18 protein-coding genes are annotated in these 17165 nt (G+C 69.6%); 8 read left to right on the forward strand and 10 right to left on the reverse strand.

All coding sequences use genetic code 11. The features are described 5' to 3' along the window. Positions 1-131: 131 nt before the first annotated feature. Genes DX914_RS04435 through purB form a run of 3 tightly spaced genes read right to left on the reverse strand, consistent with a single transcriptional unit; the run spans position 132 to position 2377 of the window. Positions 132-530, reverse strand: coding sequence for a VOC family protein (locus DX914_RS04435; protein WP_115857831.1), 399 nt, complete (start codon positions 528-530; stop codon positions 132-134). A gap of 22 nt (positions 531-552) precedes the next feature. Next, positions 553-978 carry a DUF695 domain-containing protein gene (locus DX914_RS04440; protein WP_115857832.1) on the reverse strand — a complete coding sequence of 142 codons (426 nt, stop codon included), beginning with the start codon at positions 976-978 and terminating at the stop codon, positions 553-555. 22 nt (positions 979-1000) lie between these two features. Further along, complete coding sequence (gene purB / locus DX914_RS04445; protein ID WP_115857833.1) at positions 1001-2377, reverse strand: adenylosuccinate lyase; 1377 nt, start codon at positions 2375-2377, stop codon at positions 1001-1003. A gap of 240 nt (positions 2378-2617) precedes the next feature. Between purB and DX914_RS04450 the strand changes: the two genes are divergently transcribed. Then, positions 2618-4060: a class II fumarate hydratase gene (locus DX914_RS04450; RefSeq protein ID WP_115857834.1), complete on the forward strand. Its 1443-nt coding sequence runs from the start codon at positions 2618-2620 to the stop codon at positions 4058-4060. 150 nt (positions 4061-4210) lie between these two features. On the opposite strand, the gene DX914_RS04455 is transcribed toward DX914_RS04450, so the two are convergent. From DX914_RS04455 to DX914_RS04485, 7 genes are all read right to left on the reverse strand, one after another. Continuing rightward, positions 4211-5449, reverse strand: a complete 1239-nt coding sequence (locus tag DX914_RS04455; RefSeq protein ID WP_115857835.1) for a serine hydrolase domain-containing protein — start codon at positions 5447-5449, stop codon at positions 4211-4213. Between the two features lie 126 nt (positions 5450-5575). Beyond that, positions 5576-6121, reverse strand: a complete 546-nt coding sequence (locus DX914_RS04460; protein WP_115857836.1) for a DUF2884 family protein — start codon at positions 6119-6121, stop codon at positions 5576-5578. 34 nt (positions 6122-6155) lie between these two features. Beyond that, the gene (locus tag DX914_RS04465) at positions 6156-6980 is read right to left on the reverse strand and encodes a DUF4097 family beta strand repeat-containing protein (protein ID WP_115857837.1); all 825 of its coding nucleotides are present in this window, start codon (positions 6978-6980) and stop codon (positions 6156-6158) included. Between the two features lie 106 nt (positions 6981-7086). Continuing rightward, positions 7087-8157 carry a hypothetical protein gene (locus DX914_RS04470; protein ID WP_115857838.1) on the reverse strand — a complete coding sequence of 357 codons (1071 nt, stop codon included), beginning with the start codon at positions 8155-8157 and terminating at the stop codon, positions 7087-7089. Beyond that, complete coding sequence (locus DX914_RS04475; RefSeq protein ID WP_115857839.1) at positions 8154-9023, reverse strand: ABC transporter ATP-binding protein; 870 nt, start codon at positions 9021-9023, stop codon at positions 8154-8156. Before DX914_RS04475 ends, DX914_RS04470 begins: the two co-directional genes overlap by 4 nt. Beyond that, positions 9020-9394 (reverse strand): GntR family transcriptional regulator, encoded by a 375-nt coding sequence (locus tag DX914_RS04480; protein ID WP_115857840.1) that lies wholly within the window; start codon positions 9392-9394, stop codon positions 9020-9022. The genes DX914_RS04475 and DX914_RS04480 overlap by 4 nt, the downstream gene beginning before the upstream one ends. Positions 9395-9397: 3 nt before the next feature. Beyond that, positions 9398-9808, reverse strand: coding sequence for a hypothetical protein (locus DX914_RS04485; protein WP_115857841.1), 411 nt, complete (start codon positions 9806-9808; stop codon positions 9398-9400). A 139-nt stretch (positions 9809-9947) separates the two neighbouring features. Between DX914_RS04485 and DX914_RS04490 the strand changes: the two genes are divergently transcribed. The 7 genes from DX914_RS04490 (at position 9948) to DX914_RS04520 (ending at position 17159) form a co-directional block, all read left to right on the forward strand. Further along, complete coding sequence (locus tag DX914_RS04490) at positions 9948-10532, forward strand: glutathione peroxidase (protein WP_115857842.1); 585 nt, start codon at positions 9948-9950, stop codon at positions 10530-10532. 122 nt (positions 10533-10654) lie between these two features. Then, positions 10655-11602 carry an FKBP-type peptidyl-prolyl cis-trans isomerase gene (locus tag DX914_RS04495; protein WP_115857843.1) on the forward strand — a complete coding sequence of 316 codons (948 nt, stop codon included), beginning with the start codon at positions 10655-10657 and terminating at the stop codon, positions 11600-11602. Positions 11603-11746: 144 nt separating this feature from the next. Beyond that, complete coding sequence (gene bamJ / locus DX914_RS04500) at positions 11747-12532, forward strand: BamJ family beta-barrel-assembly machinery protein (protein ID WP_115857844.1); 786 nt, start codon at positions 11747-11749, stop codon at positions 12530-12532. Positions 12533-12620: 88 nt separating this feature from the next. Continuing rightward, positions 12621-13967 (forward strand): UDP-glucose dehydrogenase family protein, encoded by a 1347-nt coding sequence (locus DX914_RS04505; RefSeq protein WP_115857845.1) that lies wholly within the window; start codon positions 12621-12623, stop codon positions 13965-13967. Continuing rightward, positions 13964-14212: a SlyX family protein gene (locus DX914_RS04510; protein WP_115857846.1), complete on the forward strand. Its 249-nt coding sequence runs from the start codon at positions 13964-13966 to the stop codon at positions 14210-14212. Before DX914_RS04505 ends, DX914_RS04510 begins: the two co-directional genes overlap by 4 nt. A gap of 59 nt (positions 14213-14271) precedes the next feature. Further along, positions 14272-14967 (forward strand): DUF2058 domain-containing protein, encoded by a 696-nt coding sequence (locus DX914_RS04515; protein ID WP_115857847.1) that lies wholly within the window; start codon positions 14272-14274, stop codon positions 14965-14967. A gap of 80 nt (positions 14968-15047) precedes the next feature. Beyond that, positions 15048-17159: an acyltransferase family protein gene (locus tag DX914_RS04520; protein WP_115857848.1), complete on the forward strand. Its 2112-nt coding sequence runs from the start codon at positions 15048-15050 to the stop codon at positions 17157-17159. Positions 17160-17165 lie beyond the last annotated feature (6 nt).

The raw sequence follows: 17165 nt of genomic DNA on the forward strand, positions 1-17165 counted from the left end.
GGGGCTAGGGGGGATTTGCTTTTGCTCGCGAGTGCAAGCAAATCCCCCGGCGCAGCCGGATCGTCGGCAGTTGCATATCGTCGGCGCCAGCCCCCTTTTTCAAAGTGGGCATCGCTTTCACGCGCGCTCGCCTAGTCCGCGATCTCGTCGTAACCGCGCCCCAGGAACTGCAGCAGGCACCAGCCGTGGCCGAACGGGTCGGCGAGTTGGACGATGCGGCCCCAGTTGGCCTCGCGGATCGGGCCTTCCTGGGCTGCGCCCGCCGCCAGCGCCTGCACCAGGGCGGCGTCCAGATCGTCCACCACCACGTCCACGTGCAGCGGCGACCAATGCCGGGTGTAGTCGCGCACGCTGCCGTCCGCGCCGATGCTGCCGGCGGATTTGCCCAGCAAATAAATCGGCACCGAGGCGCCTATCAGTTCCAGCACCTGGGGTCCCAGGCGCCGCGCCGGGCGCAGGCCGAAGGCGGCGGTGTAGAAGGCCTGGGCCGCGGCCAGGTCGGGTACGTCGATGTTGAGCAGCAGCTGCATCGTGGCCTCCGCTGGGGGCGGTTCAGAGCCCGATCGCCTCGGCGAAGGAACGGTAGAACTCGCCGTTGGGATCGCTCTCGTGGTCGATCTCGATGGGGTAGGGGTGCGCTTCCTGCGGCATCGCGTTGAGCACGCCGACGAAAGCGTTCACGTCGCGGCTGAGGAACACGTACTCGCGGTGGTCGGGCTCGGTGAACACGATCGCCAGCACGCTGTGGCCGGCGGCCTCGATGCGCTCGCACACGCGGTCCTCGAAGCGCTGCATGGCCTGCAGTTCGTCCGGCGAGGCGGTGCCCACGCTGCGGTCGTCCTGGTAGGCCCAGATCAGGTTCAGGCGTTCGGGGTAGGCGCGGAAATCGAAATCGCGCTCCAGCCGCTTGATCCGCATCAGCGACAAACCGTCCTCGGCGCGGTGTTCGGCCAGGGTCCAGCCGCGGGTGTCTTCCATGGCGTGCGCTCCCGGGCCCGGTTCAGATCTCGCGCGCCAGGCGCTCGGCCAGGCCGGTGTAGCTGCCGGGCGTCATCGCCAGCAGGCGCTGCTTGTCGGCGTCGGGCAGGTCCAGGCCGGCGATGAATTCGCGCATCGAGGCCTGGGTGATGCCCTGGCCGCGGGTCAGCGCCTTGAGCTGCTCGTAGGGGCTGGGCAGGCCGTAGCGGCGCATCACCGTCTGCACGGCCTCGGCCAGCACTTCCCAGGACGCGTCCAGGTCGGCGGCCAGGCGCTCGGGGTTGGCGCTGAGCTTGCCCAGACCGCGCATCAGCGCGTCGATGCCGATCAGGGCGTGGCCGAAGGCGGTGCCCAGCGCGCGCAGCACGGTGGAGTCGGTGAGGTCGCGCTGCCAGCGGCTGATCGGCAGCTTGGCGGCGAAATGCTCGAACAGCGCGTTGGCGATGCCGAAGTTACCCTCGGCGTTCTCGAAGTCGATCGGGTTGACCTTGTGCGGCATGGTCGAGCTGCCGACTTCGCCGGCCTTGACCGCCTGCTTGAAGTAGCCCAGCGAGATGTAGCCCCAGACGTCGCGGCACAGGTCGATGCAGACGGTGTCGATGCGGCGCTGGGCGTCGCAGATCTCGGCCACGCCGTCGTGCGGCTCGATTTGGGTGGTGTAGGGCTGCCAGTCCAGGCCCAGCGAGGCGACGAAGCGCTGGGCGAACGCCGGCCAGTCGACGTCCGGGTAGGCGGCGACGTGGGCGTTGTAGTTGCCGACCGCGCCGTTGATCTTGCCCGGCATCTGCGCGCCGGCCAGGGTTTCGCCCTGGCGCAGCAGGCGCGCGGCCACGTTGGCGATTTCCTTGCCCACCGTGGTCGGCGAGGCGGTCTGGCCGTGGGTGCGCGAGAGCATGGGCAGGGCGGCGTAGTCGTGCGCCATCGCGCGCAGCTTCTGGATCAGCTCGTCCAGCTTGGGCAGCAGCACCTCCTGGCGCGCCTGGCTCAGCATCAGCGCGTAGCTGAGGTTGTTGATGTCCTCGCTGGTGCAGGCGAAATGCACGAACTCCAGGGCCGGACCGAGCTCGGCATCGTCCTTCAGGCGTTCCTTGATCAGGTACTCCACCGCCTTGACGTCGTGGTTGGTGGTGCGCTCGATCTCCTTGACCCGCGCCGCGTCCTCCACGCTCAGTTCGTCGGCCAGCGCGCGCAGGCGCGCGGCGGCGGCGTCGGAGAACGGCGCCAGTTCGGCGATGCCGGGCTCGGCGGCCAGCGCCAGCAGCCATTCCACTTCTACCTTGACCCGCGCCTTGATCAGGCCGAACTCGGAGAAGATCGGGCGCAGCGCGTCGACCTTGCCGGCATAGCGGCCATCGAGCGGGGACAGGGCGAGCAACTGGGCGGAGACGTCGGCGGGCATGGCGGGCGGAGGCGGGAAACAGTCGAACATTCTAACAGTGCCCCAACCGGGCCCGTCCGGACTCCCGGGTACGGCCCTCGACGGCGGCACGCGCCGCGGCGATCATGGCCGGCGCCAGCACCCTGCCAGCCCGCCGTGCCGCCCTTGCGATCCGCCGCGGCAGGCCCGATCCGATCGATGTGGCCGGCCGCATCCGCGCCCGCCACGGTCCGCACCCCCCCATACGCAATGGAGTAGGCAATGGCGACCCGACGCAAGACCGCAGCCTCGGCAGACCGCAAGACCCCGGCCTTCCGCCTGGAACACGACAGCATGGGCGAGCTGCAGGTGCCCGCGGCGGCGCTGTGGGGCGCGCAGACCCAGCGCGCGGTGCAGAACTTTCCGATTTCCGGTGTGCCCATGCCGCGCGAGTTCGTGCGCGCGCTGGCCTACGTCAAGGCCGCCGCGGCGCAGGTCAACGGCGAACTGGGCCTGCTCGACGCGGGCCGGGCCCAGGCCATCCAAGCCGCCGCGCTGGAGGTGGCCGATGGCCGCCACGACGCCCAGTTCCCGATCGACGTCTACCAGACCGGTTCGGGCACTTCGAGCAACATGAACGCCAACGAGGTGATCGCGACCCTGGCCAGCCGCACCGGCCGCGATGCTGTCCACCCCAACGACCACGTCAACCTGGGCCAGAGCTCCAACGACACCATCCCCACCGCGATCCGGGTCTCGGCCCTGTTGGCCACGCACGAATCCCTGCTGCCCGCGCTCAAGCACCTGCGCAAGACCATCGAGCGCCAGGCCAAGGCGCTGGATAAGGTGATCAAGACCGGCCGCACTCATCTGATGGATGCGATGCCGCTGAGTTTCGGCCAGGAATTCTGCGCCTGGGCCGCGCAGTTGGCCTCGGCGCAGGCGCGCATCGAGGACAGCCTCAAGCGCCTGCGCCGGCTGCCCATCGGCGGCACCGCTATCGGCACCGGCATCAACGCCCACCCGCGTTTCGGCAAGGGGATGGCGCGCGCGCTGTCGGCGCTGGGCGGGCACAAGTTCGAATCGGCCGCGGACAAGTTCGAAGGCCTGGCGGCGCAGGACGACGCGGTGGAACTGTCGGGCCAGCTGTCGGCGCTGGCGGTGGCGCTGACCAAGATCGCCAACGACCTGCGCTGGATGAATTCCGGCCCGCTGGCCGGCCTGGGCGAGATCGAACTGCCGGCGCTGCAGCCCGGCAGCTCGATCATGCCGGGCAAGGTCAACCCGGTGATCCCCGAGGCCACGGCCATGGTCTGCGCCCAGGTCATGGGCCACCACACCGCGATCACGGTGGCCGGGCAGAGCGGCAACTTCCAGCTCAACGTGATGCTGCCGCTGATCGCCTACGACCTGCTGGATTCGATCCGTTTGTTGGCCAACGCCATGCGCCTGCTCGCCGACAGCGCCATCGCCGGGCTCAAGGTGCGCCAGGAGCGCGTGCGCGAGGCCTTGGACCGCAATCCGATCCTGGTCACGGCGCTCAATCCGATCATCGGCTACGAGAAGGCCGCGGCGATCGCCAAGCAGGCCTACAAGGAAGGGCGGCCGGTGCAGGAGGTGGCACGCGAAGCCACCGGCCTGCCGGAGAAACAACTGCGCAAGCTGCTGGATCCGGCGGCGCTGACGCGCGGCGGCATCCAGGCCGGCGGTGGTGGGGGCGGCTGAGCGGCGTCCACGCCCTCATACGTCTCCGTCATTCCGGCGCAAGCCGGAACCCATTTTGCTGTTGCCGTTCGGCGAGGGCGTCGAGGTGAGCGGCCAAGATCAACATGGGTTCCGGCTTGCGCCGGAATGACGGGCGTAGGGTTCGCGAACTCAGGGCCGCGACATCGGAGCGCAGGGCGGATGCGGTTGCCGGCGCGCTTCGGGCTGGCGCCATTCGGGGTGGTCGTAAGGCACGTAGCCGCCCCAGAACCAGGGCAGGCAGGTCGGGCCCAGCGTCGCGTCGGCCAGGTACTTGAACAACCCCTCGCCGTTGGAGCTGTTGCTCAGGATCACCAGGCAGCGGCGGCCGTCGGCCACGCACAGGGTGAGGTTGTTGGTGCCGTCGTCGTGGCCGCCCTTGCTCCAGGCCAGGCCCTGCGGCTCGCGGTAGGTGAGCCAGCCTAGCGCGTAGGACAGTTCGATGCCGCGGTTGTCCGCGGTGGCCTCCTGCGACAGGGTCGGGAACTGCTGGATCGAATCGATCGCCACCTGCGGGCGCAACAGTTCGGCCTTGCCCGCCGCGCTCAGGCCTTCGCCGCGCGACAGCGCCGCCAGGAACGCGGCCTGGTCGGCGATGGTGGTGTCCATGGAGCCGGCCGCGCGCACCGCGCCGCGCTGCTTGTGGCCCAGGGGCTTGTTGTCCGGGTCGTAGCCGATGGCCAGGTCGGCGGCGAAGTCCTCGCGCCAGACCAGGGCCGTGCGGCGCATGCCGTAGCGGTCGAACACCCGCTGTTGCATCAGTTCGCCCACGTCCACGCCCAGGCCGGCCTCGATCACGAACTGCAGCAGGTTGATGCCTCCGCCGGAGTAGGCGTAGCGCTGGCCCGGATCGAAATGGAACTTGAGCTTGCCGTTCGGGTCGTAGCCGCCTTGCGGGGGGAAGAAGCGGAAGTTGGCGAAGCCGGGCGAGTGGGTGAGCAGGATGCGCGCGGTGAGCTTGCGCCAGCGCTCGTCGCCGGCCAGGTCGGCGTACTTGGTGTATTCGGGCAGGGGCTTGGGTAGGTACTCGGCGATGGAGCGGTCCAGGTCCAACCGGCCGTCCTCGACCAGCGTCATCACCGCATAGGCGAACTCGGCCTTGGTGATCGAGGCGCCGTACATCACCGTGTCGGTGGTCAGCGGCAGCTGGCGTTCGACGTCGCGCAAACCGTAGGCCTTCAGGTGCACGACGCGGCCGTCCTCGATCACCGCCAGGGCCAGGCCGGGCACGCGCGCGGCCTGCATCAGGCGTTGGACTTCCTCATCCAGCGCCTGGCCGCGCAGCGGCGCCGGTTCGCGCACGCCGTGGCCGGCGCAGCCGGACAGCAGGATCAAGGCGAAACCCAACGACAGCAGCGATCGCACGGACATGGCTGGACCTCCGACGGATTCGGAACGCGGCCCGCGGCGCGGGACAGGTCAGGGGCTGTGAAGCGGATGAGATAGTCGAGCGGGTGCCCGCCGCGGCACCGGGTTGCGGCGGGCACCGGCGCCCGACTAAGCCTTGCAGTCTTCTTCGGCGTCTTGCTTGAACTGGGCGAAGGGCTGGAACGCGGGCAGGGTGGCGACCAGGCTGTCCTGGGCGCGGCGCATTTCGGTCAGGCGGTTGCACATCTTCTGCGCCTGCTCCTCCAGCTTCGCGGTCTCGGCTTCGACCTTCTTCTCGATGTCGTTGCCGTCGTGATCGCCGCTGAGCACGCCCTGGACCGCGGCGCCCACCGCCTTGCCGGCGATCGCGGCGCCGGCCTTGCCCATGGCCAGGCCGTCGTCGCGGATGCCGATGGCGTTGGCGTACAGCAGTTGGGTTTGCACGCGCTGCTGCGGGGTAAGCGCCACCGCCTTGCCGTCGATGCTGAGCTCGCCCTTGGCGTCGATCACGGCCTTGCTCTTGCCGTTGTGCAGGGTGATGCGGCCGTCGCCGAGCTGCAGGTGGCCCAGCGAGTTGATCTGCACGGTGTTGTCGTCGCTGTCGGTCTGGATGATGCAGGCGCTCAGACTCACGCAAAGCGCGGCGGCGGTGGCGAAGGCGGTGAAGGCTTTCATGGCGGGGTCCTGCGGCGCACGGCCGCGCTGGGGTTTAGTCGGCGTTGCGCGGCACCGACACGGTACCGGACACGCTGCGATGGTTGACCGAGCCGCTGCCGACCTCGCGCACGCGCAGGTTGCCGCGCACGCCGTCGGCCTCGAAGCTGCCGGAGTTGATGTCGTCGACTTCTACATTGCCGGTGACTCGGCGCAGGTCGAAGTCGCCCGAGCCGATCTGGCCGACCTTTACATGGCCGCCGACGCCGTCGATCTCGATGTCGCCCGAACCCAGGTCGTCGACGCTGGCATCGCGGGCCACGCGGCGCACCTTGAGGTCGCCCGAGCCCACCGACACCACGTGCAGGGAGCCGATGTCGTCCAGATCGATGTCGCCCGAGCCCAGGTCCACGGTGACCTGGCCGCGCACGCTGCGCGCTTCCACGTCGCCGGAGCCCACGTCGGCGCTGAGCGCGGCCACGCCGGTGGCGACGGCGTCGCCGGAGCCGACGTTGAGCTGCACCATCAGGTCGGCCGGCACGGTGGCCTGCAGGCGCAGGTAGGCGTAGTGATTGCCGAAGTGGAACAGGTCGCGGGCGTTGCGCCGCGCCACCACCACCAGCTTGTCGCCGACACGGTGCTGGCTGAGGCTGAGTTCGGACAGGTACTTGGCGTCGGAGGCGCAGGCGCGGCCGGTGACCGCGGCCGGGCCGGTGCCGGCGTTGACTTCCAATTCGTGCTGGCCGAGGTCGAACACCACCGCCTTGGCGCCGGCCAGATCCAGCTTCAGGTCGCGGGCCTGCGAGTGCTGGCAGTGGCGGTCCTGGGCGAAGCCGGCCAGCGGCAGCAGGGCGAGGGCGGCGATAAGGGACTTGCGCATTACGGAACTCCTGTTCTTCTCGGGCCCGCCGGCGGCGGGCGTCGCCTACGCAGATGCAGCGGGGGCGGGCAGGGTTGCGGCCCGCCCCGCGATTTCACCTGCGGTGTCAGCCGTCGTCGCGCCAGCGGCGCAGGCGCACCGCGCCGTAGATCATGGCCGCGCCGGCCAGGGCGCCGATCCACAGCTTGGCGCTGCCCAGCACCGAGTACATCGTGGCCAGGTTCAGCACTTCGTGCAGCGCGGCCGGTCCGTCGCCGTGCACGGTGCCGACCTGGATGGTCTGGATCCAACCCGGGGCGCCGCTGAACAAGGCGCGGGCGCTGATGTTCTGCAGGACCCACACGAAGCTGTCGGTGTCGACGATGCCCATCAGGGTGATCCAGCCCAGCAGCAGGGTCGCGATCACCGGGATCAGCAGCGCCCAGAGGAAGGGCATGCTGCGGGCCCAGGCCGAGCACAGCATCAGCCAGCCTACGGTGGGCAGCATCCACAGCGCCTGGATCGGCACGGTCGCGATCAGGTGGAACGCCACGGTCAGCGGGCTGCCCGGACCCCACAGCACCTCGATCGGGTTGCCGCCGTGCAGCAGCACGAAGCCGCTCATCACCAGCAGGTAGCCGAACATGGTGACGATGGCGGCGGCCGTGGCCAGCAGCGGCGCGACCAGGGTGGCGCTGACGGCCTTGGACAGCACGGTCTGGCCGTCCGACACCGGCAGCGACTTCCAGAACAGCACGCTGCGGTCCTTGCGCTCGTCGTACAGGCTGCCCAGACAGTAGAAGAACACCACGAAGGCCACCACCACGTAGGGCCACAGCGCCGCGCCGTACAGCGACAGGTCGATCGCGCCGCCCATCTGGCGCAGGTCCTCGGCGCTCATCTTGCCGATCAGCGCGCTCAGGTTCACGCCGTTGACCATGAAGTGGTCGCCGCCCATTTCCATCGCGTGCTGGCCCAGCTTGGGCAGCACCACGGTTTCGAAGAACACGATGGCCAGGAACAGCAGCAGCAGCGAGATCGCGCCGGCGATGGCCGGGGCCCACAGGAAGCCGCCGCGGTGTTCCCAGAATTCGCGGCGCAGCAGCAGGCGGAAGGTGTGGGTGGGGTGCACGGCGGCCACGGCGCGCGGGGCGGGGCGGTCGTCGTTCAGTTCGGCATTGAGGTTGGTCGCATTCATGCGTAGGTCCCCTTCATGGTGGCGACGAACAGGTCGGCCAGGCCCGGCGTGCGGGTTTCGCCCAGGCCGGCGATGCGTTCGGGCGGCACGCCGTCGAACAGCATCACGGTCTTGCCGAACGGCAGCGCGCGTTCGTCCAGCGGTTGCAGCGCGCGCGCCTCCTCGGCGCGGTCGGCGTTGACCAGCACTTCGACGAAGCGCTCGCCCAGCGTTTCCATGTCGCTGTTGAGCACGACCTTGCCGTCGCGGATGAACATCACGTCGGTGAGGATGTGTTCGATCTCCTCGACCTGGTGGGTGGTGACGATGATGGTCTTCTCCTCGTCGAAGTAGTCCTCCAGCAGGCGCTGGTAGAACTGCTTGCGGTAGAGGATGTCCAGGCCCAGGGTGGGCTCGTCCAGCACCAGCAGGCGGGCGTCGATGGCCATCACCAGGGCCAGGTGCAGCTGCACGATCATGCCCTTGGACAGTTCGCGCACGCGCAGATTGGGCTTGAGCTGGGTGTTGGCCAGGAAGCGCTCGCACTTGGCGCGGTCGAAGCGCGGGTGCACGCCGGCCACGAACTCGATCGCCTCGCCGACCCGGATCCAGCGCGGCAGCACCGCCACGTCGGCGATGAAGCACACGTCGCGCATCAGGTCGTTGCGCTGGGTGCGCGGGTCGCGGCCCAGCACCTTGAGGTCGCCCTCGAACGGGATCAGGCCGAGGATGGCCTTGAGCGCGGTGGTCTTGCCGGCGCCGTTGGGGCCGATCAGGCCGACGATGCGGCCGGTGGGGATGTCGAAGGCGGTGTTGTCCAGCGCCAGCTTGTTCTTGTAGGCCTTGCGCAGGCCGCGGGCGGTGACGACGTTGGCGGCGGCGTTCATTGCGCGCCTGCCTTGTCGCCGGAGGCCGACAGCAGTTCTTCCGTGCTCAGGCCCAGGCGCAGGATGCGCTCCAGCACCAGCGGCCACTCTTCGCGCAGGAACCGCTCGCGTTCGTTCAGCAGCAGCTTCTTGGCAGCCTCTTCGGTGACGTACATGCCCAGTCCTCGGCGTTTTTCGACTAGTGCCTCGTCCGCCAGTTCCTGATAGGCGCGCGAGACGGTGATGGGGTTGAGCTGATACTCGGCCGCCACCTGCCGCACGGAGGGCAGGGCGTCGCCGGGCTTGAGCACGCCGTCGAGCATCATCGCCACGACGCGCTCCTTCAGCTGGCGGTAGATCGGAGCGCCGTCGCTCCATTGGATAGCGGTCATGGTTCAGCCCCGCGGTGCGAATGAGAAATAAGGCATGACTAAGGCCTGGCGAGAGCGTTGCTTGGCCTTCCGGACCTTGCGCTGCGGTACTGCGTTGTCGGCCGACTCCGCGGCGGCAGGGGTGCCCAACGCGTCGGCCAAGGCAGCGGCGGTGACGAGTTCGGCGGTGAGGGCGGCGGCTTCGGCCAGGCTGTCGGCCTGTTCGACCCGGGCCTCCAGGCGCTGCGCCTGCAGGCGGGCGCTGCGGACCAGGGCGTCGGCTTCGACCGGCATGGGCGCGGCGGCGACCTGTGCGGCCAGGGTGGGGACCGCCGAGGCCTCCGGCAGGGCCGGATTGGCGGCGACCAGGGCCAGCACCAGGGTGCCGCCTGTGGCCAAGAGGGCCGAGATCGAGTTATGGAGCTTGCGGTTCATGGCGAACGTCCTGCTCGTTGGTAGACCGGTGTTGTATGCAACTATAACACCAAAACACGCCCGGTCAAGCGGGCCGGACCCAACTGAAGTCATACATACTGGTGTCCACCGGCCGCCCGGCCCCCGCGAGCCCGCCCCCATGCGCCTTAGCTCTCCCCAAGTCCGTCGTAGCGCCGCCGTAGCGGCCCTGTCCCTGCTGCTGGTCGCCGGCCTGGCCTCGGCCGCCGGCGCCTTGCTGGACCGCAGTTTCCGCCCGCTGGCCGGCAAGGCGCCGGTCAACCTGCAGCGCCAGTACGGCGGCGACGTGCTGCTGGTGGTCAACACCGCCAGCAAATGCGGTTTCACCCCGCAGTTCGAAGCCCTGGAAGGCCTGCAGGCCAAGTACAAGGCGCAGGGCTTCGCCGTGCTCGGCTTCCCCTCGGGCGATTTCAAGGCCCAGGAATTCGACGACGAGAAGCAGATCCAGGAGTTCTGCACGCTCACCTACGGGGTGAAATTCCCGATGTTCGAGAAGGTGCACGTGATCGGCGATCAGGCCACGCCGCTGTACCGCGACCTGGCCCAGGCCGCCGGCGAGGCGCCGAAGTGGAACTTCCACAAGTACCTGATCGGCCGCGACGGCCGCCTGATCGCCAGTTACGGCAGCAAGACCAAGCCCGACGATCCGGCCGTGGTCGCGGCGATCGAGGCGGCGCTGAAAACGCCGCGCGGCAAGCGAGGCTGAGACGGCGGCCACGGAATGCATGCGTGGCGGCGCGATTGCCGAATGCCGGCCGCGCCCGCGACAATGGCAGGCTTGCGCCCGTACCCCGGGCGTCATAACAGAACCACAGGAGTAGGGACCCGATGAAGGCTTTCGTGCGCGGCGCCGCCGTGCTCCTCACCACCGCGACCGCGCTGATCGGCAGCACGGCGCTCGCTCAGGACAAGACCGTGCTCAATGGCGAACGCGAGAAACTCAGCTATGCCATCGGCATGGACGTCGGCAATTCGATCAAGCCGGTGGGCCCCGATCTGGACATGGCCGCCTTCGAGAAGGCCGTGCGCAACGCCTTCGACGGCGGCAAGCCGCTGCTGAGCGAAGACGAAGCGCGCGCCACCGACCAGGCCCTGCGCGCGCGCGTGATGGCGCGCGACGGCAAGGCCGTGCCGGGCGCCGCGCCGGGCGCGGCCCCGCCGGCGGTGGCCAAGGACAAGGTGGGCCAGCTGGTCGGCGCCTACATGGTCGGCCCTTCGCTGACCCCGATTAAGGCCGAGATCGAAACCCCGGTGCTGATCCAGGCCGTGCGCACCGTGATCGACGGCGGCAAGCCGCTGCTGACCGAGAACGAGCAGAAGACCGTGCTGGAGTCCTTCAGCCAGCGCATGCGCGGCAAGATGGAAGCCGACGCCAAGGCCGCCGGCGACAAGAACCTGGCCGAAGGCGCCGCCTTCCTGGCCAAGAACAAGGCGGTCAAGGGTGTGTTCTCCACCGCTTCGGGCCTGCAGTACATGGTGCTGCGCCAGGGCTCGGGCGCGCGTCCGAAGCCGGGCGACCGCGTGCGCGTGCACTACAAGGGCACCCTGCTCGACGGCACCGTGTTCGACAGCTCCTACGACCGCGGCCAGCCGGCCGATTTCGGCCTCAACCAGGTCATCCAGGGCTGGTCCGAGGGCGTGGCGATGATGCCGGTGGGCGGCAAGTTCCGCTTCTGGATCCCGGCCGAGCTGGCCTATGGCGCCAAGGGCGCGCCGCCGAGCATCGGCCCGAACGCGACCCTGACCTTCGACGTGGAACTGGTCGAGATCCTCTGAGGTCCTAGCGTATCCGGCGCGTTCGCGCCGGATACGCCGTGCCTGCGTTACCCGAAACGTTCAGCTGGCCGCTGGCACCTTGGCGGCTCCCCCGATTCCAGCCTGGCCGCCCAGCGCGCCCGGCCTCCCAGGAGTTCCGTTCCGATGAAGCCTTACCTGCGTCATTCCGCCCTCGCGCTCGCCCTGGGCTCCGTGGTCCTGTTCGCCGCCGGCTGCGACAAGAAGCCCGGCGAGGGCGACGCGGCCAAGCCCGCCGCCGAAGCCGGCAAGGAAGCAGGCAAGGCCGACGTCAAGGCCATCCCGGGCCTGGCCACCGAGAAGGAGCAGGTCAGCTACATGATCGGCATGGACATCGCCAAGTCGCTGGAGATGGCCAAGGACGAGATCGACCTGGAGACCATCAACAAGGCGATGAAGACCGTCCTGGCCGGCGAGAAGCCGCTGATGGACGAGAAGCAGGCCGGCGAAGTGCGCGATGCGTTCGCGCAGAAGATCCAGGCCAAGCAGATCGCCAAGATGATGGCCGAGGCCAAGAAGAACCTGACCGACGGCGAGGCCTTCCTGGCCGCCAACGGCAAGAAGGCGGGCGTGGTCACCACCGCCTCGGGCCTGCAGTACCAGGTCCTCACCGAAGGCAAGGGCCCCAAGCCCAAGCCCACCGACATGGTCCGCGTGCACTACAAGGGCACCCTGATCGACGGCAAGCAATTCGACAGCTCCTACGAGCGCAACCAGCCGGTGGAATTCCCGCTGCCGCAGGTGGTGCCGGGCTGGCAGGAAGGCATCGCGCTGATGCCGGTGGGCAGCAAGTTCAAGCTGTGGATTCCCAGCAAGCTGGGTTACGGCGAAAAGCCGACCGGCCCGATCCCGCCGAACTCGGTGCTGGTGTTCGACGTGGAGCTGCTGGATATCGTCGGCGGCAAGAAGTAAGCGCGAAGGCCATGCGGGCGTCCGGCGGGGCCGGGCGCCTGCGTAGCGTAGAGCGAGCAACACCCCGGCAAGACAGAGAGAGCTGAGCATGCGCGTCACCATCTTCGGCACCGGCTACGTCGGTCTGGTCACCGGCACCTGCCTGGCCGATGTCGGCCACGACGTGGTCTGCGTCGACATCGACGCGGCCAAGGTCGAGGGCCTGGCCCGCGGCGTGATTCCGATCTACGAGCCCGGCCTGGAACCGATGGTCAAGGCCAACCACGCCGCCGGCCGCCTGCATTTCACCACCGATGCGCCCGCGGGCATCGCCCATGGCGACCTGATCTTCATCGCCGTGGGCACGCCGCCGGACGAGGACGGCAGCGCCGACCTGCAGTACGTGCTGGCGGTGGCGCGCACCATCGGCCGCCACATCGAGCGGCCGGTGATCGTGGTCAACAAGTCCACCGTGCCGGTGGGCACCGCCGACAAGGTCCACGCCGCGATCGCCGCGGAACTGGCCCAGCGCGGCGTCGAGGTCGCGTTCGACGTGGCCTCCAATCCCGAATTCCTCAAGGAAGGCGATGCGGTCAACGACTGCATGCGTCCGGACCGCATCGTGGTCGGCTCGTCCAACCCGGTGGCGGTGGAAAAGCTCAAGCGTCTGTACGCGCCGTTCAACCGCAACCACGAGCGCATCGTGGTCATGGACGTGCGCTCGGCCGAGCTGACCAAGTACGCGGCCAACGCGATGCTGGCGACCAAGATTTCGTTCATGAACGAAATCGCCAACATCGCCGAGCAGGTCGGCGCCGACATCGAGATGGTGCGCCAGGGCATCGGTTCGGACCCGCGCATCGGCTGGCACTTCATCTATCCCGGCGCCGGCTACGGCGGCTCCTGCTTTCCCAAGGACGTGCAGGCGCTGGCGCGCACCGCGCAGCACAGCGGCTACCGCGCGCGCTTGCTGGAAGCGGTGGAGTCGGTCAACGACAGCCAGAAGGGCCATCTGTTCGAACTGATCCAGCGCCACTACGGCGACGACGTGCGCGGCAAGACCTTCGCGGTCTGGGGCCTGGCGTTCAAGCCCAACACCGACGACATGCGCGAGGCCTCGAGCCGGCGCCTGCTGGCGCAGCTGTGGGAGGCCGGTGCCAAGGTCCGCGCCTACGATCCGGAAGCGGCCGAAGAGGCGCACCGCATCTTCGGCGAGCGCGACGACCTGGTGCTGTGCGATTCCGCGCGCGCGGCCCTGGCCGACGCCGACGCCCTGGTCGTGGTCACCGAGTGGAAGCAGTTCCGCAGCCCGGATTTCGCCCGCGTGCGCCAGGCCTTGGCCGACGGGGTGATCTTCGACGGCCGCAACCTCTACCACCCCGACGAGGTCGAGTCGGCGGGGCTGGCGTATTACGGCATCGGCCGCGGCCGTTCGCTGCGCAGCGACGCGCCATGAGTACCGGCGCGACCGACAGCGGCCTGGAGCAGCGCGTGGTCGAGCTGGAAAACCGGCTCGCGTTCCAGGAGCACGCGCTGAGCGAGCTCAGCGACGCGCTCGCCGCGGCTCGCAGCGAAGAGGCGCGCAACGCGCTGCTCATGCACCGCGCACTGGAGGAACTGCGCCAGCTGCGCCTGGCCGTGTCCTCCGGCGGGCCGGGCCTGGGCGACGCCACCAGCGAACCGCCGCCGCCGCATTACTGAGCCCTCACGTTTTTCCTCTTTCACCGTTGCATGCAACGACAGCCGCACAGAACGCACCGATGAGCGACAGCCTCCGCGACCAGTTGTTGGGACTGGGCTTCAAGCCCGCGCCCAAGCCCGAACGCCCCGAGCGCAACGAAGCGCGCGGCGGCGGCCGCCGCGACGGCAAGCCCGGCCCGGGCGGCAAGCCCGCGCACGGCGCCCGCCCCGCGCAGGGCAAGCCCGCCGGCGGCAAGCCCGGCGCGCCGCGCCAGGACGAGCGCCGCGGCGCCCGCCCGGGGCAGGGCCGGCCCGGCGGCAAGCCCGGTGCCGGGCAGCCGCGCACGCGCGAGGACATCGACCTGGCCAAGGCCTACGCCATCCGCGCCCAGCGCGAGAAGGACGAGCGCATCGCCGCCGAGCAGGCCAAGCAGGAAGAAGCGCGCCAGCGCCGCGAGGCGCGCGCCAAGCTCGCCGAACTGGTCAAGGGCCAGGGCCTGAATCAGGCCGACGCCGAGATCGCGCGCCACTTCCCCTACGGCGGCAAGATCAAGCGCGTCTACGTGACCCCGGACCAACTCAAGGCGCTCAATGCCGGCGAACTGGGCGTGCTGCAGATGGACGGCCGCTACGTGCTGGTGACCGCGGCGCTGTTGGCCGAAGCCGAGGCGCTGTTCGCACCGGCGGTGGCGCTGAAGGTCGACCCCAATGCGCCGGTCGAGGACGACCCCTACGCCGATCCGCAGTACCAGGTGCCGGACGACCTGGTCTGGTGAACCACGATGCGGCGGCCCTGCGGCCGCCGTGAGTTTCCCCGCGCCCCAGGCGCCATGCGGCCCGGCCGCGACGGATTGCGATGCGCGACGAGACTGCAGGCCAGGCCGGCTACCTTCCTTACGTCGACGGCCTGCGCGCCGTGGCCGTGCTGGCGGTGGTGTTCTACCACCTCGACGCCGCCTGGCTGCCGGGCGGCTTCACCGGAGTCGACATCTTCTTCGTGATCTCCGGTTTCGTGGTCAGCGCCTCGGTGGCGCGGCTGCCGCGGGTCGGGTTTTTCGAATCGCTGCTGCGCTTCTACGCGCGCCGCCTGCGCCGGATCGCGCCGGCGCTGGTGGTCTGCCTGCTGCTGACCGGCTTGGCCGCGACTTTGTTCATCCCCGAAGCCTGGCTCAGCGAGACCAGCCGCAATACCGGGCGCTGGGCCTTCTTCGGCCTGAGCAACTTCGTCCTGGCCGCCACCGGCAACGACTATTTCTCGCCCAAGGTCGAATTCAATCCCTACACCCACACCTGGTCGCTGGGCGTGGAGGAGCAGTTCTATCTGGTGTTCCCGCTGCTGTTCCTGGCCTGGAGCTTTGGTGCGCGCAAGCGCTGGCTGTCGGTGGCATTGTTCGCCGCCGGCGTGCTGGCCTCGCTTTGGTACGCGCGCATGCTCGATGCGGCGGGCAACCGCACGGTCGAGGCCTTCTATCTGAGCACCAGCCGCTTCTGGCAGCTGGGCGCGGGCGTGCTGCTGTATCAGGGCCTGACCCTGGCTGGCTACACCGGTGCGACGGGCAACACAGACGCGTCCGCGGCCAAGGGGTGGCGCTCGGCCGGCCTGGCGCTGTCGGTGCTGGCCATCGCCGCCGGCTTCGCCTACGCGCGTCCAGGCCATTCGCCTTGGCCCGACGGCCTGTGGCCGGTGGTCGGCAGCCTGGGCCTGCTCGGTTTGCTGTATGCCGGCGGCGCAGGCGGCTGGCTGGGGCGTCTGCTCTCGACCACGCCCGCGGTGGCGGTGGGCAAGGTCTCGTATTCGCTGTACCTGTGGCATTGGCCGGTGTTCGTGCTGTTCCGCTGGACCGTGGGCCTGGAATCGGCGGGCACGCGCGCGCTGGCGTTCGTGCTGGCCTGCGCGCTGGCGGCGGCCTCGTACCGCTGGGTGGAGCGGCCGCTGCGCCATGCCGGTCCGCTGGTGCGCATGCGCAACTGGCGCTTCGTGACCGCCGCGGTGCTGGTGGTGTTCGCCTCCAGCGCGGTCTACCGCCACGTCGCCCGCCACCACGACGATTACTCGCTCAGCGTGGTCGCGCGCGACGCCCGCGACTGGTACCCCTACGGCGACGAGACCGATCCGGCGCGGCCGGGTTGCAAGCTGGCCTCGCGCACCGACAACATCGAAGGCGGGGCCGCCTGGGTCTACGAGCGCGGCGGCTGCGGCGATGCGCCGGCCGATGCGCGCCGGGTGTTCGTGGCCGGCGACTCGCACGCCAGCGGCTATTCGGAACTGCTGCAGCGCTCGACCCTGCTCAGCGGGCGCAGCACCACGCTGTACTTCGCCGGCGGCTGCCCGCTGGTGGGCCTGCTCAACCGGCGCGAGTTCGACGACCCGGCCTGCCGCGCCTACGCCGACGCGGCGCTGGCCGACGTGGCGCGCAAGGCCCGCGCGGGCGACGTGCTGTTCCTGCCCACGCTGCGTTTGCCGCGGCTGTCGGAGCAATGGGAATTGTTCGACGAAGCCCAGGCCGAGCAGGCCATGTTCGGGCCGCAAGCGCAGGCCGCGCGCAGCCAGGGCGAGGCCGCCGCGGTGCAGCGCCTGCTGCCGCTGGCGCAGCGCGGCGTACGCATCGTGTTCGAGGCGCCCAAGCCTTTGTTCCGCGCTCCGCCGTACCGCTGCTCGGACTGGTTCAACCGCGGCAATCCGATCTGCGCGCGCGGCCTGAGCGTGGACCGCGCTTTCCTGCAGCGTTACCGCGCGCCGGCCGTGGCCGGCTTGCGGCGCGTGGCCGCGCAACTGCCCGGCGCCAGCGTCTGGGACCCGTTCCCGGTGCTTTGCCCGGGCGCGACCTGCGCCGCGGTGCCCGGCGGCAAACCGCTGTTCTTCGACGGCGACCACCTCAGCGGTCATGGCAACCGTTTGCTGGAGCCCAGCTTCGACGCGCACCTGCAGACGCTGGGCACGCCGGCGACGGCCGCCGCTGCGCCCTGAGCCGGA

It is taken from the genome of Lysobacter silvisoli (assembly GCF_003382365.1).
GTDB lineage: Bacteria > Pseudomonadota > Gammaproteobacteria > Xanthomonadales > Xanthomonadaceae > Lysobacter > Lysobacter silvisoli.